The 22,611-nt window shown below is 64.2% G+C and carries 16 protein-coding genes; 15 read left to right on the top strand and 1 reads right to left on the bottom strand.

Annotated elements, in window-relative coordinates:
* The 14 genes from spt (at nt 1) to C41B8_RS04605 (ending at nt 19,043) form a co-directional block, all read left to right on the top strand.
* Nucleotides 1-2,385 carry a serine palmitoyltransferase gene (spt, locus tag C41B8_RS21235; RefSeq protein ID WP_198025047.1) on the top strand — a complete coding sequence of 795 codons (2,385 nt, stop codon included), beginning with the start codon at nt 1-3 and terminating at the stop codon, nt 2,383-2,385.
* A gap of 50 nt (nt 2,386-2,435) precedes the next feature.
* Nucleotides 2,436-3,209: an SDR family NAD(P)-dependent oxidoreductase gene (locus tag C41B8_RS04665; protein ID WP_037334752.1), complete on the top strand. Its 774-nt coding sequence runs from the start codon at nt 2,436-2,438 to the stop codon at nt 3,207-3,209.
* A 33-nt stretch (nt 3,210-3,242) separates the two neighbouring features.
* The gene (locus tag C41B8_RS04660) at nt 3,243-4,004 is read left to right on the top strand and encodes an aspartyl/asparaginyl beta-hydroxylase domain-containing protein (RefSeq protein WP_037334750.1); all 762 of its coding nucleotides are present in this window, start codon (nt 3,243-3,245) and stop codon (nt 4,002-4,004) included.
* A 62-nt stretch (nt 4,005-4,066) separates the two neighbouring features.
* Complete coding sequence (locus tag C41B8_RS04655) at nt 4,067-5,005, top strand: lysophospholipid acyltransferase family protein (RefSeq protein WP_037334748.1); 939 nt, start codon at nt 4,067-4,069, stop codon at nt 5,003-5,005.
* Nucleotides 5,006-5,088: 83 nt separating this feature from the next.
* Nucleotides 5,089-7,497: an ELM1/GtrOC1 family putative glycosyltransferase gene (locus C41B8_RS04650; protein WP_232225992.1), complete on the top strand. Its 2,409-nt coding sequence runs from the start codon at nt 5,089-5,091 to the stop codon at nt 7,495-7,497.
* Nucleotides 7,463-8,524, top strand: a complete 1,062-nt coding sequence (locus C41B8_RS04645) for a mitochondrial fission ELM1 family protein (RefSeq protein ID WP_051883070.1) — start codon at nt 7,463-7,465, stop codon at nt 8,522-8,524. The genes C41B8_RS04650 and C41B8_RS04645 overlap by 35 nt, the downstream gene beginning before the upstream one ends.
* A gap of 56 nt (nt 8,525-8,580) precedes the next feature.
* Complete coding sequence (locus C41B8_RS04640) at nt 8,581-9,303, top strand: hypothetical protein (RefSeq protein ID WP_037334743.1); 723 nt, start codon at nt 8,581-8,583, stop codon at nt 9,301-9,303.
* Nucleotides 9,296-10,312 carry a sulfotransferase family protein gene (locus C41B8_RS04635; RefSeq protein WP_037334741.1) on the top strand — a complete coding sequence of 339 codons (1,017 nt, stop codon included), beginning with the start codon at nt 9,296-9,298 and terminating at the stop codon, nt 10,310-10,312. Before C41B8_RS04640 ends, C41B8_RS04635 begins: the two co-directional genes overlap by 8 nt.
* Nucleotides 10,313-10,367: 55 nt before the next feature.
* Nucleotides 10,368-11,600 carry a glycosyltransferase gene (locus C41B8_RS04630; RefSeq protein ID WP_051883068.1) on the top strand — a complete coding sequence of 411 codons (1,233 nt, stop codon included), beginning with the start codon at nt 10,368-10,370 and terminating at the stop codon, nt 11,598-11,600.
* A 1-nt stretch (nt 11,601) separates the two neighbouring features.
* Entirely contained in the window at nt 11,602-12,885 is a 1,284-nt protein-coding gene (locus tag C41B8_RS04625) for a glycosyltransferase (protein ID WP_051883065.1), read from the top strand.
* 5 nt (nt 12,886-12,890) lie between these two features.
* Nucleotides 12,891-14,801: an asparagine synthase (glutamine-hydrolyzing) gene (asnB, locus tag C41B8_RS04620; RefSeq protein ID WP_037334739.1), complete on the top strand. Its 1,911-nt coding sequence runs from the start codon at nt 12,891-12,893 to the stop codon at nt 14,799-14,801.
* Nucleotides 14,802-14,857: 56 nt separating this feature from the next.
* A complete protein-coding gene (locus C41B8_RS04615) occupies nt 14,858-15,706 on the top strand; it encodes a glycosyltransferase family protein (RefSeq protein WP_037334736.1) in 849 nt (282 codons plus the stop codon).
* Between the two features lie 53 nt (nt 15,707-15,759).
* Entirely contained in the window at nt 15,760-16,836 is a 1,077-nt protein-coding gene (locus C41B8_RS04610; protein ID WP_037334733.1) for a polysialyltransferase family glycosyltransferase, read from the top strand.
* Between the two features lie 494 nt (nt 16,837-17,330).
* Nucleotides 17,331-19,043, top strand: a complete 1,713-nt coding sequence (locus C41B8_RS04605; RefSeq protein WP_037334731.1) for an ABC transporter ATP-binding protein — start codon at nt 17,331-17,333, stop codon at nt 19,041-19,043.
* A gap of 27 nt (nt 19,044-19,070) precedes the next feature.
* Here C41B8_RS04605 and C41B8_RS04600 read toward each other — a convergent pair whose 3' ends face one another.
* On the bottom strand, nt 19,071-19,487 hold the full coding sequence (locus C41B8_RS04600) for a DUF721 domain-containing protein (protein ID WP_232225991.1): 417 nt from the start codon (nt 19,485-19,487) through the stop codon (nt 19,071-19,073).
* Between the two features lie 267 nt (nt 19,488-19,754).
* Between C41B8_RS04600 and secA the strand changes: the two genes are divergently transcribed.
* Entirely contained in the window at nt 19,755-22,568 is a 2,814-nt protein-coding gene (gene secA, locus C41B8_RS04595) for a preprotein translocase subunit SecA (RefSeq protein WP_037334729.1), read from the top strand.
* Nucleotides 22,569-22,611: the final 43 nt, after the last annotated feature.

Raw genomic sequence — 22,611 nt, 5'->3', positions numbered from 1 at the left:
GTGGCGGTCGTCGCAGTCACTGGCGCCACCGGCTTCATCGGGCGCGCCACGGTCGCCGCTCTGGTCGCTGCCGGACACCGCGTTCAGGCTCTTGCGCGTACCCCGGAAGCGGCCGGCGGGGTACGTGCCATGGGTGCGGTGCCGATCCGCGGGGATTTGTCGGATCCGGCGCGTCTGAGCGAGCTGGTGTCTCGTGCCGATGCGCTGGTTCACTGCGCCGGCCAGGTCCGCGGTGTCGGTTATCGCGATTTCGCCAAGGTCAACGTGGCTGGCAGCGCGCGGTTGTTCGCGGCCGCCCGCCGGGCGGGATGCGCGGTGTTGGCGCTGTCCTCGCTTGCTGCGCGCGAACCCTCGCTGTCGCACTACGCGATGACGAAACGCACGATGGAATGCCTGCTCGCCGAGCCCGACGCGCCAGCGCCGGCCTTCGTGTTGCGTCCGCCGGCCGTCTATGGCCCCGGCGATCGCGAGCTCACGCCATTGTTCGATGCCATGGGGCGGGGGTATGCGCCGATCCCGGGCAATCCGGAAGCACGTGTCTCGCTGATTCACGTGTACGATCTCGCGGCCGCGATCCTGGCCTGGGTCGAGGGCGGAGCGCGGGCGACCGGCATTCACGAGATACACGACGGCCACGCGGGCGGCTATAGTTGGAACGATGTTGTGGCGACGGCCGAGGAACTGCGTGGCGCGCCGATTCGCCGACTCGTGCTGCCGGCAGCGGCCATGCGTGCCACGGCTGTGCTCAACAGCGGTTGGTCGCGGCTGGCCGGCCGGGCGCCGATGTTGACGCCGGGCAAGCTGCGAGAACTGCGCCATGCCGACTGGGTCGCCGACAACGCCTCGTTGCTCGGTACGATCGAATGGCAGCCGCGACTGGATCTGCGTGCCGGGCTGGCCGCGACCTGCGACTGGGCCGGTGCCTCAAGCGACAACGGATCACGCCATGAGCAACCGCTACGACGAAATCTATACCCATTTGCACGAGTTGCTCGGGCCCTACGTCCCGGCCGACACCAAGATCGAGCCGCAGACCAAGCTGGTGGACGATCTGGGTCTGGATTCGGTGCAGGTGATGGAAGTGCTCATGGAGCTGGAGGACCGTCTGGACGCCTCCATTCCGATGAACTTCCTGCCGGACGTCGAGACGATGGACGATCTGGTCAAGGCGATGGAGGACAGCCTCGCCGCCTGAGCCTGTTCGACAAGTTCGAGCCGATCGCTCGCATACGGCGCGATATCGAGGCGTCGGGCATCGATCCGCTGGGCGTGCCGATCGAGCGCATCATTTCGGCGACCGAGGGGGTGATCGGTGGCCGGCGCATGATTCTGGCCGGGACGAACAATTATCTGGGCCTGACCTTCGATGACGACTGCGTCGAAGCCGCGGTTGCGGCCGTGCGGTCCCAGGGCACCGGCACCACCGGTTCGCGCATGGCGAACGGCTCCTACGACGGTCACATGGCGCTCGAGGCCGAGCTCGCCGCATTTTACGGCGTCGGGCATGGGGTGGTCTTCTCCACCGGCTATCAGGCCAACCTGGGCATGCTGGCAGCGCTCGCCGGCCCGCGGGACACCGTGATGCTGGACGCGGATTGTCATGCCAGCATCTACGACGGGCTCAAGCTCGGCGGCGCCCGGACACTGCTGTTCAAGCACAACGACCCGGCCGATCTGGACAAGCGGCTCGGGCGTCTTGGCGAAGCCGCGCAGCACACGCTGGTGGTGGTCGAGGGTATCTACAGTATGCTCGGCGATATGGCGCCGCTGGCCGAGATCGTGGCGGTGGTGAAGAAACACGGGGCGGCGATCCTCGTCGACGAGGCTCATTCGATGGGCATCGTCGGTCAGCACGGACGCGGCGTGGTCGAGGCGGCCGGCGTCATGGATCAGGTCGATTTCGTCGTCGGAACCTTCAGCAAAAGCCTGGGTGCGGCCGGCGGATTCTGCGTCAGTCCGCATGCCGAACTGGATATGATCCGTTATGCCAGTCGGCCCTATATCTTCACGGCATCGCCGGTGCCCTCGGTCATCGCCTCGGTGCGGGCGGCGTTGGCGCGCCTGCGTGACGACGACAGCCTGCGCGATCGTATCTGGGGCAACGCGAACCGCCTGCACCGCGGGCTGTCTCGCGCCGGTTTCACGCTTGCGGCGCCGCCCGGCCCGGTCGTGGCTGCGGTCTTCGACTCGCGCGAGACCTCGCTCGCCTTCTGGCAGGGGTTGCTCGATCGCGGCGTCTACGTGAATCTCATGCTCCCGCCCGCGACGCCGGGTGGCAAGTGCCTGATTCGGGCGAGTCTGAGCGCAGCGCACAGCCGCCAGCAGATCGATCATATCGTGGCGGCGTTCAAGGATATCGGGGCACCGCTGGCCAAGGCCGGTTAGTACTTCGTGTGCCATCTGTCGTCGTTGGTTGAGCGCGAGTCTCCGAGGCCATGAATCGGTCCGGTGAAGTCCGGTCGGAAGTGACGCTCATTACGGGCGCGTCACAGGGTATCGGCTACTATCTGGCTCTCGAATTGGCTCGTCGCGGCGATGCCGTAGCCGTGCTGGCGCGTCGTCGGGCCGAGCTGGAAGCACTCGTTGCACGCATCACGGACGAGGGTGGACGCGCGATGGCCGTGACGGCAGACGTGACCGACCGATCCGCGCTGGCCCAAGCGGCGGAGCGCGTGCGTTCGGAGTTCGGTCCGATCACGCGCCTGGTCGCCAATGCCGGCGGTGGGCAACCGACGCATATCGCGGCATATGACGCCGAGTGCGTGGAAGACACGATCCGGCTTAATCTGATCGGTACGGCGAATGCGGTGGGCGTGGTGCTCGACGACATGCGCGCCCGGGGGCGGGGGCATCTCGTGGCCATGGGCAGTCTGGCGGCGTTGCGTGGGTTGCCGACGGCGGCGGCATATTCGGCCGCCAAGGCCGGGGTCGCGAATTTCATGGAGAGCCTGGCCATCGATCTGTGGGATACGGGAATCGATGTCACGCTGCTCGAACCCGGTTTCGTGGCCAAGCCTGATTCGAAGAAACGCCGGATGCGCATGCCCATGGACGTTGCCACCCGGCGGATGGCGAGCGCTATAATCGCGCGGCGGCGGCTCTGGCGGGGCCCCGCAAGTCTGGTGTTTGCCGCCAACATATTGCGATTGCTACCGTTTCCCGCTTATCGCCGAGTGATGGCGGGACAGGGGCGGGCCACCGATGCCTGAACGGCGCCACTCGGCTGCAACAGCGAGGCTATTATGAGTGCTGATTCGTCCGGCATCGCCGGATTCCGACGCAAGACCGTCAAGCGTTTCGGCAAGAAGCTGTTTCGCGGCACGTTGATGGATTTCCTGTCGGCGCAGTCGCGAATTCCCGATGAGCCGGTGCTCGATAATGCGCTGTTTCCGTGGGCCGAAGGGGTTCGCCTGCAGTGGAAAGCCATGCGCGACGAGCTCGATCAGCTGCTCGAGCGCCGGAATGCGCTACCGAGCTTCCAGGAGATCAGCCCGGACCAGTCGCGGATCTCCACCGATGATCAATGGAAGACCTTCTGGCTGCACGGCTTCGGCGAGCGCATGGAGTTCGGCCGTCAGATGTGCCCGGCGACTTCGGCCGCGCTCGATCAGATCCCGGGCCTGTCGAATGCCTTCTTCTCGATCCTCGGGCCGGGAAAGCATATTCCGCGGCATCGCGGTGTGACCAAGGGGCTGGTGCGCTGCCACATCGGGCTGCGGGTGCCCGATTCGCCGGAGCCGTGTCTGATTCAGGTCGACGACGTGGACTGCCATTGGGAAGAAGGGGGCATGTTCTTCTTCGACGATACCTATCCGCATGAGGTCTGGAACAAGACCGACGGCGAGCGTGCGGTGCTGCTGTTCGATATCGAGCGGCCCATGGGGCTGCCGGGACGGGCCGTGTCGCGGGCGATGATTGCCGCGCTCAAGCGCACGGCCTATTTCCGCGATGCGATGGCGAACCAGCGTGCCTGGGAGGAACGCTATCGTGCGGCCACCAGTTAGATCGAAGGGTAATAAAAGCTCGTCAGCACAATAAAAGCAATGGACCGACGAGGGCATATCTTATGGCGCGATTCTACTTCTCGGGGCGCCGTAGTCACGAAGTGACTGCATGGCGCCGGCGGCTGATGTGGTGGGCCGAAGCCGCCGTGCTCAAGAGCATGATCGGCCTGCTTCGTATTCTGCCGCTGAAGATGGCGTTCTCGGTCGGGGCCCTGCTGGGCGAGGCATTCGGTCATTTGTCGCCGCGCGTGGAGAAGGTTCGGCGCAATCTTCGCGTGATCTTCCCCAATGCCGGTCGTGACAAGCTCGAGCGCATCACCCGGGCCTCGTTCGCCAATGTGGGTGTGGCCATGGCCGAACTGGCCAATCTCGATCGTCTGTGGCGCCATCGCGGCGAGCGCGTCGAGTTCAACGTCATGCCGGGTGCGAGCGTGCCGCATCGCGACCGACAGACCGTTTTCGTAACCGCACATTTCGGCCCGTGGCAGCTCACGCCGTTGATAGGGCGTTATTACGATGTGCCTCTGCCCGTCATCTATGCGCCGGAACAGAACCCTTATGTAGACCGGACGTTGAACCGGCTGCGCCGGGTCTTTGCCAACCCGCTGGTTTCACGTGACGGCGGCATGCGCATGTTCATGCGCTCTCTGGGGCGGGGCGAGTCGATCGGCCTGACCGTCGACACCCGTCTGGACAGTGGCGAGGCGATCCCGTTCTTCGGGCATCCCGCCATGACCAACACCGCGCCGGCGCGCCTGGCGCTGCGTTTCGATTGCGATGTGGTGCCAGTGCTGGCCGAGCGCCTGCCCGACGGCCGATTCCGTGTGAATATTCATCCACCGATCAGGCCCAGCGAACCGGAAGCGAGCCGCGATGCCAAGGTGCTCGACATGAGCCGCCAGATCAACGCGTTGTTCGAGACCGAGATCGTGCGGCATCCCGATCAATGGCTGTGCCTGAAGCGGCGCTGGCCGAAGACGGTGCATCAACAACACGCATAGACACGATCGTGCCGGTCTGCGGCATAATAGACGGCACAAACGGCATTGCAGAGGTAGCGAACGTGGCGATCCGGACCAAGCGTGTGATTGAAACGTTTCTGGCGGGGGATCTGCGCCATGCCGAGTCGGCTCAGACGCGTCCACTTTGCCTTACTCTGCCGCCCAAGCCGGATGTAACGGCCAGCGACAAGCCGCCCGTCCGCATTTTCCTGGGCACCGAAGCCTTCCAGTTCCGTGCCGAGCGGACCTTCGTTTGGTCAATCGAGCGGGTTCGGGACCCGGCGCGTACCTATGAAATCTATCTGATGAAGGATTTCACGGGCTTTGAGCGTCGACTCTGGCTGACCGGATTCACCAACTACCGTTTTCTGATCCCCGAGTTGGCGGGCGGGCGTGGCCGTGCCATCTACAACGATGCCGATCAGATCTATCTGCACGACCCGGCCGAACTTTTCGATCTCGACATGGGCGACGCCGGCGTGCTCTCGATCAACGATCGCGATACGTCGGTCATGCTGATCGATTGCGAGAAGATGATCGACCTGTGGAATGGTCAGACGGCCCGCAAGGTCGGCAATCGCGAGCTGGAAAAACGCATGCGCGATGCCGGGCTATGGGGGGATCTGGACAACGGCTGGAACGCGCGCGACGCCGAGTACGTCCCGGGCGAATCGCATCTGGTGCACTACACCACGATCCACAGTCAGCCGTGGCGACCGACACCGCAGGATTTCGTTTATCGGGACAACCCGGCCGGCGAGATCTGGGCCAGCATCGAGCGCGAGGCCGATGCGGCCGGTTTTCAGGTCTTCGGCCCGCGGCATCCCACACCTGATTTTGCCGCCAGGGCGTCGCAGCGTCGCTTCGAAACGCCGCCGGCCTCGCGATTGGCGGACTTCAAGCGCCTGATCGATGATGCCGGCGCCGAGTCGATGGCCTACTACGGCTACGATCGGCCCGAGAGCCTGTATGCACTGGGCGATACGCCTCGAATCATTGCGCGGCCGGAAAGTCTGGCCGATGGTGCCGAACGAGAACCGGTGGATATCGTGGCCGCCGATGGTCTGGCCCAGCTGCCCGACCCGGATGTGGCCTGGGTGCTGGATTCGCTGTTCGCGCAGGCCCGGCGTGCCGTGATCGTGGCGGTCACTATGGACGACAGCGCCCATCGCGCGACGCCGGCCGACCAAATCTGGTGGTACCAGCAGCTCGAGGCGGCCGGGCGCCGGGCGCCGACCCGGCACTGGCGTCTGGTCGTGCGCAAGCCGCGCCTCGGGCGGCGGCCCAAGGTCTGGCGTTGGTCCGGCGGGGCGTTGTTGTCGACGACGCCGCGGGTATGGGCGCTGCTGCACTACAAGACCGGCCACCGCAGCCAGACGCTGGGCCTTGCGGAAACACTCGGCTGGCAGGTCGAACGCAAAGAGGTGGCACGGGCGCCACTGCGTTACGGTCTGGCGATGGCGCGCGACATCCTCGGGATGGGGAGTGCTGCCTGGCCGGGCGATCTCAAGGCGCCCTGGCCGGATGTCGTCGTGGCTTCCGGCTGGCTGCCGGCAATAGCAGCTCGGGCCATAAGCCAGCGCAGCGGGGCCGCGTCCCGGCTGGTGTTGATGGGGCGCCGCGGCGGCCGCGTGGGTGAGAGTCAGGATATCGCGGTGGTCTGTCGGCATTTCCGTCTGCCGCCGAACCCGCGCCAGATCGAAACCATCCTGCCGCCGAACAAGGTTGCTCCGAGCCAGTTGGCGGCCGCGCGCGAACGCTGGCCCGATCTGTTCTCCAGTGCGGCCGAGCGACGCATCGTGTGGCTGGTAGGTGGGGACAACGCCCAGCATGCGCTCGATGCCGAGACGGCCGGCGAGCTGACGGGGCGTGTCCAGGCGCAGGCCGATGCGGCCGGCGGCGAGCTGGCCGTGCTGACCAGCCGTCGTACGCGCACGGAAGCCGCGGAGGCGATCCGGCAGCGATTGGCGTCGGCATCGACGTTCGTACCCTGGGAGCCGGCGGAGCAGGGCGATAATCCGTATCTCGGTTATCTGGCGGCCGCCGATATTCTGGTGGTGACCGGCGAGTCGGAATCGATGATTGCCGAGGCCGTGGCGACCGGCAAGCCGGTATACATCGCGCCGCTGCCGGAGGCGAAGCCGAACCTGCGTCGGCGCATCGCCGACTGGGTCGTCACCCAGGCCGAACACGATCGCTTCAATGCCCGCGGGTCGCGTCGACCCCAGGAAGGCCTGCAGTATGCCTGTGCGCGGTTGGTCGACCGCCGTGTGCTGTTGCCGCGTCGTGACATGGCGGCACTGCACGAAGCATTGGTAACGCATGGTGTGGCGCGCCTGCTCGGCGGCGAGCTCGAGTCGTGGAGTCCGCCGGCCTGGCACGAAACCGAATGGCTGGCCCAGCGTATTCGCGCGATGCTGCGTCTGCCCGATCCCGAGGGCCGGGTAGTGGACGTCGATGCCGAGCCGATCGCGGCCGTTCGTGCCGGATAGCGAGACATCGAGCCGTCTGCCGAGAGTCTGGGTCCTGCTGGGTGAAGGGGCCGGCGGGAATGCGCAGATGATCGCGTTGGCCGAGGCGCTCGGCTGGCCGTACGAGACCCGGCAGCTGTCCTGGAACGTACTCAATTATCTGCCCAATCCGCTGATCGGAGCGCACGCCTTCACGCTCGATCGGATGGCGGACGTATTGACGCCGCCGTGGCCGGATCTGGTGATTGCGGCGTCGCGGCGCTCGGCGCCCATCGCGCGCTGGATCAAGAAGCAGTCCGGCGGGCGTACGAAACTCGTGCATCTGCTGCATACGCAGATGCCGCTGCATCATTTCGATCTGGTCGTCACCCTGGCCCAGTTCCGTGTTCCGGATGCGCCCAACGTACTGCGCAATACGCTGCCGCTGAATGTGATCGATCCGGCGAACAAGGCCGATTCGGCCGAGCGCTGGCGGGCGCGACTCGACGTATTGCCGCGGCCGTGGATCGCCGTGCTGGTTGGCGGCAATAGTTCAAGCTATACGCTGGACAACGCCACGGCGGCCCGGCTCGGCCGGGAAGCCGATGCGGCCGCGCGTGCGGCCGGTGGCAGCCTGCTGGTCACGACCAGCAGGCGCACACCCGGCGCTGCGGCCGATGCGTTGGCCGACGCGATCGAATCGCCGGCCGAGTTCTATCGTTGGCGGTCGAACGATCCCGACAACCCCTATGGGGCGTTTCTGGCGCTCGCCGACCGATTCATCGTGACCGGCGACAGTGCTTCGCTACCGGCCGAGGCGGCAGCCACGGGCCGGCCGGTGCGCTTGTTCGAGTGGCCGGCAGACAAGCCGCTACGGCGGCCCACGGGCCTGGCCGGTCGTCTGTATCGCGGCCTGATTTATTCCGGATGGCTGAAGCCGCGCCGCGATTTCGCGGCGTTTCACGCCATGCTGCGTCGGGCCGGTCTGGTCGATGCGGAAACGACGACCGCGGCACCGGATGACATGGCCACGACTGTCGCCCGCATACGCGCGCTATTCGCCAATTGAATACCGTTCGATGCGGGCTTATTCTTCACCTCCAGCCACGACTTGGCGTGTAAGCGATGCAATATCTTGACTTTGATCGGCTGGCTGAAATCGAGACCAGCCAGTTCCAGAATGCCTATCCCTATCCGTGGGTCAATCCGGCATCCTTGTTGACCGACGAGGCCTACGAGAAGCTGTACGAGACCTTGCCCACGGTCGACCAGATGGTGCCGAGCTTCGGCGTGAAACGCTCACACGGGCAGAAGCCCCACGATCGCTATGCGCTGGAATACGACGAGAGCCTGGACATCGATCCGGCATGGCATGCGTTCGTATCCGAGCTCAAGAGCGACCGTTATTACGACTTCATCAAACGGATGTTCGGTCGCGGTCGCTTCAAACTGAATTTCCATTGGCATTACGCGCCGACCGGGAGTTCGGTATCGCCACACTGTGATGCCACGCGCAAGCTCGGCTCCCACATCTTCTATTTCAGCCCGCCGGGCGTCTGGAAGCCCGAATGGGGCGGCGACACCGTGATTCTCGATGACCACGGGCGTTTCAGCCGCAAGTCCGCGCCCGAGTTCGAGGATTTCGACCAGGCGTTCGCCGGCGAGAGCATCGGCAACTACAGCCTGCTGTTCCAGCGCATGGAGCGATCCTGGCACGGCGTGCGCGAGATCACCTGCCCGGAAGGCATGTACCGCAAGGTGTTCATCGTTGTGATCAATGATCGCCTGCGGGCCGGTATCCGGCGTCTCAAGGGGCGGCTGGCAGGAGAAGTGCGACGGGATGTCTGAGGCGGTCAATGTCGATAATGAGCTGGGCTCCACGGTGCCGCCGCCGGACGCCGAGCGTTCCACAGTGGTGGCGGTGCTCGGCGCCGGTCGCAGCGGTACGAGCGCCATCACGCGCGGCCTGGCCGCATTGGGCGTGGATCTCGGCGACAACCTGAGGTCCGGTAGCGGCAAGAATCCGACCGGGTTCTTCGAGGACCGCGACGTGCTGGCGATCAGCAAGCTGCTCAAGCGGGCGCTTGGAATTCGCGGCCACAGCCTGCGCCTGATCGACGACGCGGAATTCGAAACGCCGCGCGTCAAAGCGATTCAGGCGCATGCCATCGAAAAACTGGGCCAGCGCTTCGGGCATGCGCCATTGTGGGGCTACAAGTATTCCAGGACGTTGCGGACGATGCCGTTCTGGACGGGTATCCACGAGGCGCTGAATCTCGATGTCCGGTATCTGATCGCGCTGCGCAACCCGATGAGCGTGGCCCGCTCCCGGGGCAAGATCAATCCGCAGCGCGGACGTCAGGTCTGGTCTGACATGGAATGGCTGGTCAACGTGGTGCCGTATTTCGATCGTCTGGCCGGGGCCCCGGTTGCCGTGGTCGATTTCGATCGCCTGATGGCCGAGCCGGAGGCCCAGCTGTCGCGGGTCGCCCGTGATCTCGGTCTGCCCATGGGGCCCGAGCGGCGCGCCGGTGTCGATGAGTACGCTCATCGTTTCCTGCAGAAGGACAAGCCGAGCACGCGCTTCACGCGGGACGATCTGTGGGCCGATCCGCAGGTCAATCGCTGGACGGCTGAAGGCTATACGCTGCTGGATCGGGTCGCGAGCGACGAACTGCGGCTGACTGATCCCGAATTCACCGAGCGCTGGGCGCAGGTAGCGACCGCCGTCGCCGATCTCGGCCCGTTGCTGGCCGAGTTCGACTACCTGCGCGGCGAGTTGGTCAGCGCGGGCTGGAACCCTGCCAGCCCGGTCGATCAGGTACGCCAGGTCTGGCGCGATCTGCGCAGTCGTTAGCACCAGACCGGCGTCGCGCCAGCCGGCGATCCTGAATCAATACAACGAGACGGCTTTGTCGCAACAGTTCGAGCATGATCGAGCGGAGGAACGTGAGCGGATCGCGTTTTTCGTCCCTTCGCTGACCGGTGGCGGCGTGCAGCGAATCGCCTTGGTTCTGGCCGGCGCGTTCGCCCGCGAAGGCCATCCGGTAGATTTGCTGGTGACCCGGTCGGGTGGCGACTATGCCGACGCGCTGCCGCCGGGGGTGACATTGCACGTACTCAAGCCCGGCGGGTTGATTGCAGCACGCCGTCTTGCCCACCAATGCTCGGGCTTGCGTTGGAATACACTGCTGAGGCCTGTAATGGCGCCGCTCCGTGCGTCCCGGATTTTGCGTCACATCGAGCCGTTGGCCGAATATCTGCGCGGCCATCGGCCAGCGGCACTGGTGGCGGGCATGTCCTATCCGAATCTGGTGGCCCTCTGGGCGCGGACCCTGTCCGGGGTGGATACGCGGGTCATCGTGGTTGAGCACAACACGCTGTCGAAGACGCTGGAACGGGCCGGCGCGAAGTGGCGCTGGCGCCATCTGCCGGCGGTGCTGCGAGCGGCGTATCCGTGCGCCGATCATGTGCTTGCGGTATCACACGGTGTGGCGCATGACGTAGCGGCTACGACCGGGCTGTCTCCGGCGTGCATCGAAACCGTGTACAACCCGGTGGTGACGCCGGAGTTGTATGCACAGGCGGCGGCCGACGTGTCCGACCCCTGGATCGACGACGACGGCCCGCCGTTGATCGTCGGCGTGGGGCGATTCGCGAAAGCCAAACGCTTCGATCTGTTGATCGAGGCTTTCGCCCGAGTGCGTCGTAATCGTCCGGCGCGTCTACTGTTGCTCGGCGACGGGCGTGATCGCGGCGAGCTTGAGGCGCAGATTGCCCGGCTCGGGCTGACGCAAGACGTCCGCATGCCCGGCTTCGCCCGCAATCCGTATGCCTATCTCGCACGCGCCGCGGTCTTTGTGCTGTCCTCCGATTACGAAGGGCTGCCGACCGTGCTCATCGAGGCGCTGGCCTGCGGGGCCACTGTGGTCTCCACCGACTGCCCGAGTGGGCCTCGTGAAATTCTCGACGACGGCCGGTACGGGCGGCTGGTCCCGTGCGGCGATGTCGAAGCGCTGGCCGAGGGGATTCTCGACGCGATCGCCACGCCGGCGGATGCCGGGCGCCAGCGCCAACGCGCCGATGTCTTTTCGCTGGAGTCGAGCATGCAACGCTATCGGCAATTATGCGTCGGGCCCGGTTGACATGCCGCCAGACGAATTGCCGCCCACCCATATCGCGTTCTATATTCCGACCCTCGCCGGTGGCGGGGCGGAGCGCGTCATGCTGCGTCTGGCGGATGAGTTCGCCCGCCGTGGCCATCGGGTCGATCTGGTGGTCAATCGCGAGCAGGGCGCCTATGCAGGGGCGATATCACCGCATCTGCGGTCGGTGGTCGTACTGAACCGACAGAATAAATGGGCGGCGCGTCTGTCCATCGCCCGCGCCAATCCCGGCGATATCGGTGTCCTGTTGCGGCCGGTACTCCTAGCGCCAATGCCGATCATGGGGCTGCGTTATGTATCGTCGCTGGCCGACTATCTGCGCCGCGAACGGCCCGCTTTACTGATTTCCGCCCTGTTCTACGCCAACCTCGGTGCAATCTGGGCGCGGCGACTGGCCGGGGTCGAGACCCGGCTGATCGTGACGCAGCACAACAGCGTGTCGCAGCTGATTGCAGATGGCCAGGCCAGGCGCGGCGAAGGCTGGCGCTGGCGTCATTTGCCGGCATTGCTCAAGCGCGCTTACATGAGTGCGGATCGGGTGGCGGCCGTGTCCGATGGCGCCGCCGATGACTTGGCACGTACGACCGGGTTGCCGCGCGATCGCGTCATCACGCTCTACAACCCGTCCTGTACGCCGGAGGTTCTGGATCGAGAGGGCGCGCCACCGGCCGACGACTGGTTCGCCACGGGCGCGCCGCCGGTCGTTCTCGGCGTGGGCCGGCTGGAAGCGCAGAAAGATTTCACCACGCTTATCCGGGCCTTTGCCCGGGTACGAAAAAAACGCCTGGCTCGCTTGATCATCCTGGGTGAAGGCGGTCTTCGTCATGATCTGGAAGCCGAGGCCGTTCGATCGGGCGTAGCCGAGGACGTACGTTTGCCGGGCTGGGTAGACAATCCTTACGACTACATGCAGTACTCGGCGGTATTCGTGCTGTCTTCGGCCTGGGAAGGATTGAGCACCGCGCTGATCGAAGCGATGGGCAGCGGCTGCGCAGTGGTTTCGACCGATTGTCCGAGTGGTTCTCGCGAGATCCTGGCGGACGGTCGTTTCGGACCGTTGGCCGAGGTCGGCGACGAGGCCGGCCTGAGCGCCGCGATCGATCAGATGCTCGATGCGCCGACGCCGCGCGCCGAGCTTGTCGCACGTGCCCGCGATTTTTCGGTGGAGACCAGTGTGCGGCGTTATCTGTCCTGCGTGGCGGAACTGTTGGCGCCGGATTCGGACTACGAGACGTGGCCGGATGGCCGGCTGGAGCGGGAGTAAGACGAATGTGTGGAATTGCGGGGCTATGGCGAGTGGGCGATACGGTTCGCGACGACGGTATCGCGGCCTGCGCACGGCGCATGGCGGACCGCTTGCGTCACCGCGGCCCCGATGATGCCGGCGTCTGGGCCGATAGCGACACCGGTCTGGCCCTGAGCCATCGACGGTTGTCGATCGTCGACCTGTCGCCACAGGGCCACCAGCCGATGGTGTCCGCCGACGACCGATATGTAATCGTCTTCAACGGCGAGATCTATAATTTTGCCGAGCTGCGGGCGGAAATCGAGCCTTGCGGTTATCCCTTCAAGGGACATTCGGATACCGAAGTGTTGCTGGCCGCGATCGGCTGCTGGGGCCTGTCGGCCACCCTCGACCGGCTGAACGGCATGTTCGCGATCGCCCTCTGGGATCGGGCCGAGCGCCGATTGAGTCTGGCGCGGGATCGGATCGGGCAGAAACCGCTGTTTTTCGGCTGGACCCGGTCGGGGTTCGTCTTTGCCTCGGAGCTACGGGCCTTGAACAGCCTGCCCGATTTCGAGGCCCGAATCGATTCGACGGCCATACAGCGCTATCTCCAGCTCGGGCACGTGCCGTGCCCGAACAGCATCTATGAGGGCATCTACAAGTTGCCCGCCGGCCATTTCATCACGCTCGATGCACGTGACGCGCGCCGGCCGCAGGATCCGATGGCGCTCGCAGTCGCTTATTGGTCGATGGCCGACGTCGCACAACGCGCCGCGGCACAGCGTACAGACTGGACCGATGCTCAGGCCGTCCAGGCGCTCGACGAAGCGCTGCATCGTGCGACCCATTACCGCATGGTATCGGAGGTGCCCCTGGGGGCATTTCTTTCGGGCGGGATCGATTCCTCCTTGGTTCTTGCCATCATGCAGCAGCAAAGCGCGCAGCCCGTGCATTCCTACGCCCTGGGCTTCGGTGCGCACGGCAAGGGCGAAACCGAGTATGCCCGGGCGATTGCCGAGCACCTCGGCACCCGGCACACGGAGCTGCACATCACCGATCAGGAAGCGATCGATACGGTGCCGCGCATGCCGGAGATCGTCGACGAGCCATCGGCGGATTTTGCGCAGGTGCCCAATTATCTGATCGCAAAGCAGGCCAGGCCGCATATCAAGGTGGCCCTGACGGGCGATGGCGGAGACGAGTTCTTCTGCGGCTACTCGCGATTTCATCGTGTGCCGCGGCGCTGGCGCAAACTCGCGCGCGTGCCGCATCGCCTGCGGCGTATGTCGGCGGCCGTGCAAGAGCGCTTGCCGCGCGGGCGTCGTCACCCCATATCGATCGCCCGTCGGCGTGCCGGCTCGCTCGATGAGCTTTATTACTATGAATTTTGCCACTGGCTGTACGACAGCCCGTTATTGGCAGACGGCCGTATCGAGCGCGGCGCGTATTACGTGGCCACCGCTCAGTGGCCCGGGTTGGCCGACCCGATTGAACGTCTGCTACTGGCTGACCAGACGACGCATCTGCCGGACGTTATACTCGCTAAAGTGGATCGCACCAGCATGGCCTGTGGTTTGGAAGTGCGCAGCCCGCTACTGGATTTTAATGTGGCCGAATTATCGTGGCGCCTGCCCATGCGGATGAAATATCGCGATGGCCAGGGCAAGTGGCTGATGCGCGAACTATTGGCTCAATACATGCCGCGTGCGCTGTACGAGCGTCCCAAACAAGGGTTCGGGGCGCCGATCGGACAATGGCTGGCCGGCCCGCTCAAGGAATGGGCCAGCGACCTGCTGAGCCGGGAGCGCCTGTCGCGCCAGGGGTTGCTCGATCCGGAGCTCGTGCAGCAGGCATGGCGGGCTCAGCACACGGATCAACGGGCCTGGCAGAAACAGATATGGGCGCTGCTCATGCTGCAGGCGTGGATGACCGAGCACACGCAATCCCCTTGAGCGGCCAATTGAAAGCCAGCTCAAATGATTCCCGTCGCTTCGGAGACGAATGAGCTATGCAGGATATCCAAATATATATCGGTTGTTCTCCGGCGCAGACCCTGGTCGCCAAGGTTCTCGAGTGGTCCGTGCGCAAGCATGCCAGCCGTGCAGTGCAGTTCTATCACCTGCATGCGCACGCGGTGGACTTCCGGATGCCGAGTAAGCCGCAGAACCGCCCGGGGACGCCGTTTTCCTTCCAGCGTTTCATGATTCCGGAAATCGCAGGCTTCAAGGGTCGCGGTATCTACATGGACTGCGATCAAATCGTGTTCAAGGATATTGCACGGGTTTTTGATCATCCGCTCGACAAGCAGCCACTGGCCTTCTGCGATACGCACAAGGGGCGCAAGGCGCGGCCGATGCTACGCTCGAGCTTCATGCTGCTGGATTGCGAACGCATGGACTGGCGCATGTCGCAGATCGTGAGCGATCTGGACGCAGAGCGCTACAGCTATCAGCGGTTGTTCTCTCTCGAGGATTACTCGCCGAATCTGCCGCGAACATGGAATTCGCTCGACCGCTATCGCTGGCCGTTCACCGGCATGCTTCACTATACGGGCAAGTCGACGCAGCCGTGGATTCATCATCGCCACAAGCTGTCGAAGCTTTGGTTCGAGTATCTGTTCCAAGCGGTGGACAACGGCTATATCACCGGGGACGAGGTCGACCAGGCGGTGCAGGCCGAGTTGGTGCGTCCGTCGCTGAATTACCAGCTGGAAAAGCGCCTGGCCGATGCGCGCCGTCTGCCGGACAGCGTCAAAAAGACAGACGAAGCCTTTATCGAGGCTTGCGCTCAGCGTGAATACAACAACGTGCCCGGCGAATATCGAACGGCGCCGGAATCAGCTGAGCGGCCCGCCTAGTCGGGCAGGGTAATTCGACTGGCCCTGCGGCACTCGACGCGAGCGAAGAGTACTTGACGGCTTTTCTTTATCCGAGAGGTTGTCGGCCGATTCAGGCCGATAACCTGTTCGTGGTGGCATCGGCCTATCACCTGATCCTGGCGCATCTGCTGGCGCGCGATACGGCAGTCGCGCCGGGCACCAGCGCGCTGTTGATGAAGCATCAGCCGGTGACGAGCTTCCCCGAGCTCTACGACGCGGTGCAGGCCGATCCCGGCGTGCCGTTTCAGGCGGTGTATTTCCTGGACCGACCGGGCCGGAAATACAAGCGCCGCTGGCGCGCTCTGATCGACAAGACGCGCGCCGCCGGCATGCGACGGGTGGCGAAGGGCGTGAGCCCTCGACGGCTTTTCATCTTCAACGAAGACGACCTGAACCAATACGCTGCGCGGATTCTGCGTCGGCGCCAGGCCGAAATCATTGCGGTCGAGGACGGCGCCATTGCCTATATCGACCAGCGCATGACGTCGAGCCCCAGCGAACGCTTCAAAAGCCGGTTGCTGTTCGGCCCGCGTACAAAAGCCGTCGAGGTCGAGGGCGCGTCGTCGAACATCGATCGTTTCTATGCGCGGTTCCCGGCGCGGGTACGGCCGGAACTACGACGCCACGTTGTCGGTCTGCCGGCGTCCGATCTGGATTTCTTCAATACCATGGCCTGGCCGGCCGACTATGTGCAGCGAGTCGGCGCGACGCTCGAGGATCTGAGCGCCGACGTGCTGTTCATGCTGGCTCATCGCAACAATTTTAAAGGGCATGACGGATACGCCCGCGTTATCAGACAAGCGGTCGCCGAGCATGCGGCGGCCGGGGATGAAGTGGCCGTGAGCTATCATCCGCGCGAGCGCGAGGCCGATTGGCTCGATCTGACCGCGCTGGGCGCCAAGCTGATTCCGCATGCGGTACCGTCGGAACTCGTGTATCTCGCCGGTCGCGGTTCGATCCGGCGCGTGTACGGGGATATCGGCACCGCGCTGATCACCGCGAAATGGATATTGCCCGATACGCCCGCCGTATCGCTCATGCGCTCTCTCGATATCCATGATGACAAGCTGGCCGGATTGTTCGAATCACTCGATATCGAGCGGCGTTGAATCTATCGAGACAAGCCGGCATCCGGCATCGTGATATAGACGTAGGTATAATGCAGTTATTGAATCCCGCACGGGTCGCCAGCCCCGAGCCGAGCGCACCGTGTGTGATGCCGTGTTGGCAGAAGGCCGAATCCCCGCGCCTGTTGTCGTCCGTTCCGTAGCCGAGTGTCTTCACGGGTGGGATGTCGGGCTTGTGGCTTCCATGGTTGGTGGCGTGCCACTCGCATACCGGTCGCGAACGCCCGGAAAGCGCGTTCGTTCATGAATCGACGTCAGTATGTAATGACTGGCGTCCGGGACGGCATCCGCTGTTATGGTGCGCCGGCCGGGAGGGGCGTGAATAGTGCGATATGAGTTCAGAAGATCGCCGCAGTGTCGTGTTCACCCATTCGGGATCGCGGCGGGAGTTGTGACCAGCTTATGAAAACGGGATGCGGGAAGGTAGAATTTGTCGCTAGTTATAAAAGGCGGCGTCCTGGCCGAGAGTTGATATCGTGCGGCTGATCAAAGAGTTCATCAACCAATATCCGTTGCAGTGCCTGCTTGTGTGCGTGAGCCTCACGGTGGCCAGCGTTGCGGAAGGCCTCAGCATATCGACGCTATTGCCGCTTCTGACCATCGCCACCAACGGTAGTTCCAGCCTGGTCAGCCACAAGACCTCGGATTTCCTCAGCGAAGGGCTGCATTGGTTATCCATCAGTCCGACCATCGGCACGATGATCAGCATCGTGGCGGTCGGTCTGGTGCTGAAGGCGGGGCTGACCCTGTTTGCCTATCGGCAGGTGGGCTACACCGTCGCAGCCATTGCGACGGACGGGCGGCTGAACTTCCTGCGGGCGCTGTCGTCTTCCCGCTGGGAATATTTTCTGAGCCAGCGCACTGGCCGGCTGTCGAACACGATTTCGACCGAGGCGACCAACAGTGCCGAGGCTTTTCAGAGCATGGCGAATTTCGCCGCGCTGATCTCCCAGGCGACGGTTTTTCTGATCGTCGCACTACTTATCAACTGGAAGATCGCGGCGTTGGCCATGGTCGTCGGCAGCCTTGTGTTCGGCGTGCTCAAGATCATGGTATCGATCTCGCGGGAGGCGGGCGGTCGGCAAAGCAACGCTTTTCAGCAGCTCATGGCCCTGCTGACCGATTCGCTCTCCTCGCTCAAGCCGCTGAAATCCATGGCCCGGGAAGGGCAGATCGATCGCATGCTTGAGCGTCAGACGCGCGAACTCAACAGCGCGCTGCGCATGCGGGTCCTCGCACAGGAGTCGCTGAAAGCACTGCAGGAGCTGCTGATCGGCATCGTGCTGATTGTCGGTGTCGCGGCTTCGCTGCTGGTCTGGAACCTGCAGCTGTCGGAAATCATGGTCTTGACGATCGTGCTGGCGCGTATGCTGACGCGACTGAGCAAGGTGCAGCAGGAATACCAGAAGCTGGCGTCGCGCGAGGCCTTCTACTGGGCGATGAAAGAGCAGATCCAGAACGCCCGGGCCGCGCGCGAGGCGGAATTCGGCGAACGCAAGCCCACCCTCGAGAAGGGCGTGACCGTCGAACACATGAGCTTCGGTTACGAAGGGCGCTCGGTCCTGCGCGACGTGAACATCGAGATTCCGGCCGGCGAGTTCACGACGTTGATCGGCTTCTCCGGCGCTGGCAAAACCACGTTGATCGATTTGATCATCGGCCTGCTGCGCACCGAGCAGGGACGGATTCTGATCGACGGCGTGCCGATCGACGATATCGATATCCGCGCCTGGCGTTCGATGATTGGCTACGTGCCGCAGGATACGATCCTGTTGAACGACAGCATCTACAACAACGTCGTGGTGGGCGATGAAAACCTGTCCGAGGATGCGGCGATCGATGCGCTCAAGCGCGCCGGCGCCTGGGACTTCATTAGCGGCCTGACCCAGGGCATTCATACCAACGTCGGAGAGCATGGCGGGCGGTTGTCCGGCGGCCAGCGTCAGCGCGTGGTCATCGCGCGCGCGCTCGTGCATCGGCCCCGGCTTCTCATTCTCGACGAAGCGACGAGCGCGCTGGACCCCGAGACCGAGGCCGCTGTCAGCGCCACGCTGGCGGATCTCGGCAAAGATTACACGGTCCTGGCCGTGTCGCATCGAACGGCGCTGACCGAGCGCTCCAGCCGCGTCTATCGGCTGGATCAGGGAACGGCGCGCCTCACCGAGGTGCCGGCGCGCGCCAGTGCCTGATTCGGGTACCCGATCGGCGCGGCGGCGCTACTCGCTGTCGCGTCCGGCGGCCGCCAGACGACGCAGCGCGTCCGCCAGCGATCGATCATCGATATAAGCCGCGGTCTGCTCCAGGTGGCGCCGTGTATCGATCGACAGATAGCGAGCGCGCTGTACCGGCTGAAACGGCCCGAGGTTGACGGGGCGTACCTTGATGCGGATTCCGTCCACCTGCAGGCGCATGCGCTGCGCCAAGGCGCGGGTGAGTTGTTTTTCCATGTAGCGCAGCCGTGTCGCCCAGGCGGCGCTGGCGACATGGAGCCGCAGCTGATAATCGTCGTAGCCGGCGACCTGGATATGCGGGGCCGCGGCGTCCGGCAGAATCTCCAGCAGCGCCGCCCGGATGCGGGCGAGAAAACGCGCCCGCCCCAGGATGTCGGCCATATCCGGTGCGGCAATATGCAACAGGGACTGGATTGATTGCGGTGCCGACCCCATGTCTTGACACTTGTAGTGATCGTTTCAGCGCAATGTTAGGGCGTGTTGAGGCGTTGTGCGAGCGCCGCGTCGAAGGGCCAAGCCCGCCGGGGCGACGCATAAGACGTCCATCAAGAAAGCGGCTGGAACGACGCGGCGCGCCGCCGTGTCTTAAAGCAATGCACCGGCTGCGTTATCATCCGGCTTTTGCCGGCCATCCGTCGGCCACCGGCCCGGGCCAGACCACGAGGGTTCATGAGCAATTTTCTGACCAAACTGATCGGCAGTCGCAACCAGCGTGTGGTCAAGCGCATGCGCAAGTCTGTCGACGCCATCAATGCCCGCGAGGCCGACCTGGAAGGGTTGTCGGACGAACAGCTGACGGCCAAGACCGACGAGTTCCGCGAGCGGCTTGCCCAGGGCGAAAGCCTGGATGATCTGCTCGGGGAGGCGTTCGCGGTGGTGCGCGAGGGCGCCAAGCGCGTGCTCGGCATGCGCCACTTCGACGTGCAGTTGGTCGGCGGCCAGGTGTTGCATCAGGGCAAGATCGCCGAGATGAAGACCGGTGAGGGCAAGACGCTGGTCGCCACGCTCACGACCTATCTCAATGCCCTGGAACAGAAGGGCGTGCACATCATCACGGTCAACGATTATCTGGCCGCGCGCGACGCCGATTGGATGGGGCGGCTGTATCGCTTCCTCGGGCTGACGGTCGGCGTGATCTTTTCGGGCCAGGATACCGAGGCCAAGCGGGCGGCTTACGCCTGCGACATCACCTACGGGACGAACAACGAATTCGGCTTCGACTATCTGCGCGACAACATGGCCTTCACGCCGGAGGACCGGGTCCAGCGCAAGCTCAACTACTGCATCATCGACGAAGTCGACTCGATCCTGATCGACGAAGCCCGCACGCCGCTGATCATCTCCGGGCCGACCGACGACGATCCGGAAACCTCCCAGCGTGTCGACAAGCTGGTCAAGCATCTGACCGAGCAGGAAGAAGAAGACGGCCCCGGCGATTATTCCAAGGAAGAAAAGAACAAGCAGGTGCATCTCACCGAGGAGGGGCATCAGAAGGTCGAGGCGCTGATGCGCGAAGCCGGGCTGCTGGCCGAGGACGAGTCGCTCTACGACGCGAACAACGTCGCGCTCATGCACCACATGAACGCCGCGTTGCGTGCCCACGCGCTCTATACCAAGAACATCGAATACATCATCGCCGACGGTGAAGTGGTCATCGTCGACGAGTTTACCGGGCGCACCATGCCCGGCCGGCGCTGGTCGGACGGTCTGCATCAGGCCATCGAGGCTAAGGAAGGCGTGCCGATCCAGAAAGAGAACCAGACGCTCGCCTCGATCACCTTCCAGAACTTCTTCCGGCTCTACGACAAGCTCGCGGGTATGACCGGCACGGCCGATACCGAGGCCTTCGAGTTCCAGTCGATCTACGATCTGGAAGTGGTGGTCATTCCCACCAACCGGCCGCTGCAGCGCAAGGATCTGCCTGATCAGATCTACATGACTGGCCGCGAGAAGTTCGAAGCGATCGCCGACGAAGCGGTCTCGGCCAGCCAGACCGGCCAGCCGGTGCTCATCGGTACGGCGTCGATCGATGCCTCCGAAGTGCTCTCGCAGCTGCTGAAGCAGCGCGGCATCCGGCACGAAGTGCTCAACGCCAAGCAGCACGAGCGCGAGGCCGAGATCATCGCCCAGGCCGGCCGCCCGGGGGCGGTAACCATCGCCACCAACATGGCCGGTCGCGGTACTGACATCGTGCTGGGCGGCAATATCGAGGAGGCGCTGGAGGCTCTCGAGGCAGACGATGAGGCGTCTCGTCAGCGGCTGCGCGACGAATGGCAGAAAACTCACGAAGCCGTGCTCGAAGCCGGCGGGCTGTATGTGATCGGCTCGGAGCGCCACGAATCGCGGCGCGTGGACAACCAGCTGCGCGGTCGTTCCGGCCGTCAGGGCGACCCCGGCGCGTCGCGGTTCTATCTGTCGCTCGAAGACAGCCTCATGCGCATCTTCACGCCGCCGCGGCTGCGCTCGATGTTGCAGAACCTCGGGCTGGAAGACGGCGAGGCGATCGAGCACAAATGGGTCACGCGGGCGATCGAGAACGCCCAGCAGAAGGTCGAGCGCCACCATTTCGATATTCGCAAGCAGTTGCTCGAATACGACAACGTCGCCAACGACCAGCGCCAGGTCGTCTATGAACAGCGCAACGAGATCATGGATGCCGAGGACATCTCGGACCTGGTCGAGAACATCTGGGTCGACGTGGTGGACGAGGCGATATCGGAATACATCCCGCCGGCCAGCCTCGAGGAGCAGTGGGACGTCGAGGGTCTGGAGCAGGCCATCGAGCGCGATTTCGGCGCCGAACTGCCAATCCAGAAGTGGCTCGACGACGAAGACCATCTCGACGAGGAAGGTCTGCGCGAGCGCATCAGCGAGCACCTGAAGTCGGCCTACGAGGAAAAACGCCAGGCCGCCGGCGCCGAGAACATGGCCCAGATCGAGAAGGCCGTGGTGCTTCAGGTGCTGGATTCACTCTGGCGCGAGCATCTCGCGGCGATGGACTACCTGCGCAAGGGCATTCACCTGCGCGGCTATGCTCAGAAGGACCCGAAGAACGAGTACAAGCGCGAAGCGTTCGAGATGTTCAACAACATGCTCTCGCGCCTTAAACACGAAGCCGTCACCGTGCTTGCCCGCGGCCGGATCGATAGCCAGATTACCGAGGAGGCCCGCGAGGACCGGCGGCGCCAGATGGCGGACCTGCAGTTCCAGCACGAGGATGCCGCCTCGGCTGCCGAGCAGGCCGTTGCTCAGGCTCAGGCCGAGGCCGATGCAGCCGCCCAGCCGGAGATCGCGCCCGAAGCGGCCGCTCAGGCCAATTTGCCGGGTGCTGGCCAGCCAGCCGGTTCTGGCCCGGCTGTCGGCGAGGACGAAGAACTGCGCCCCGACACGTTCGTTCGCGACGGGCGCAAGATCGGGCGCAACGAGCCGTGTCCCTGTGGCTCCGGCAAGAAATACAAGCATTGCCACGGTCGCGATGCGTGAGTCCACGGGCCCGCTGGTCGGGCGCTTTCTGAACTGCGAGCAC

It is taken from the genome of Salinisphaera hydrothermalis C41B8 (assembly GCF_000732535.1).
Taxonomy (GTDB): domain Bacteria; phylum Pseudomonadota; class Gammaproteobacteria; order Nevskiales; family Salinisphaeraceae; genus Salinisphaera; species Salinisphaera hydrothermalis.
The sequence above is the reverse complement of the archived record's forward strand: the minus strand, read 5'-3'. Positions and strand labels throughout refer to the sequence as shown.

What these genes read in the sequence shown, in the direction of transcription:
- C41B8_RS04665 (WP_037334752.1), top strand. Translation starts at nt 2,436, where the DNA reads ATGAATCGGTCCGGTGAAGTCCGGTCGGAAGTGACGCTCATTACGGGC.
- C41B8_RS04660 (WP_037334750.1), top strand. Translation starts at nt 3,243, where the DNA reads ATGAGTGCTGATTCGTCCGGCATCGCCGGATTCCGACGCAAGACCGTC.
- C41B8_RS04655 (WP_037334748.1), top strand. Translation starts at nt 4,067, where the DNA reads ATGGCGCGATTCTACTTCTCGGGGCGCCGTAGTCACGAAGTGACTGCA.
- C41B8_RS04645 (WP_051883070.1), top strand. Translation starts at nt 7,463, where the DNA reads ATGCCGAGCCGATCGCGGCCGTTCGTGCCGGATAGCGAGACATCGAGC.
- C41B8_RS04640 (WP_037334743.1), top strand. Translation starts at nt 8,581, where the DNA reads ATGCAATATCTTGACTTTGATCGGCTGGCTGAAATCGAGACCAGCCAG.
- C41B8_RS04635 (WP_037334741.1), top strand. Translation starts at nt 9,296, where the DNA reads ATGTCTGAGGCGGTCAATGTCGATAATGAGCTGGGCTCCACGGTGCCG.
- C41B8_RS04625 (WP_051883065.1), top strand. Translation starts at nt 11,602, where the DNA reads ATGCCGCCAGACGAATTGCCGCCCACCCATATCGCGTTCTATATTCCG.
- asnB (WP_037334739.1), top strand. Translation starts at nt 12,891, where the DNA reads ATGTGTGGAATTGCGGGGCTATGGCGAGTGGGCGATACGGTTCGCGAC.
- C41B8_RS04615 (WP_037334736.1), top strand. Translation starts at nt 14,858, where the DNA reads ATGCAGGATATCCAAATATATATCGGTTGTTCTCCGGCGCAGACCCTG.
- secA (WP_037334729.1), top strand. Translation starts at nt 19,755, where the DNA reads ATGAGCAATTTTCTGACCAAACTGATCGGCAGTCGCAACCAGCGTGTG.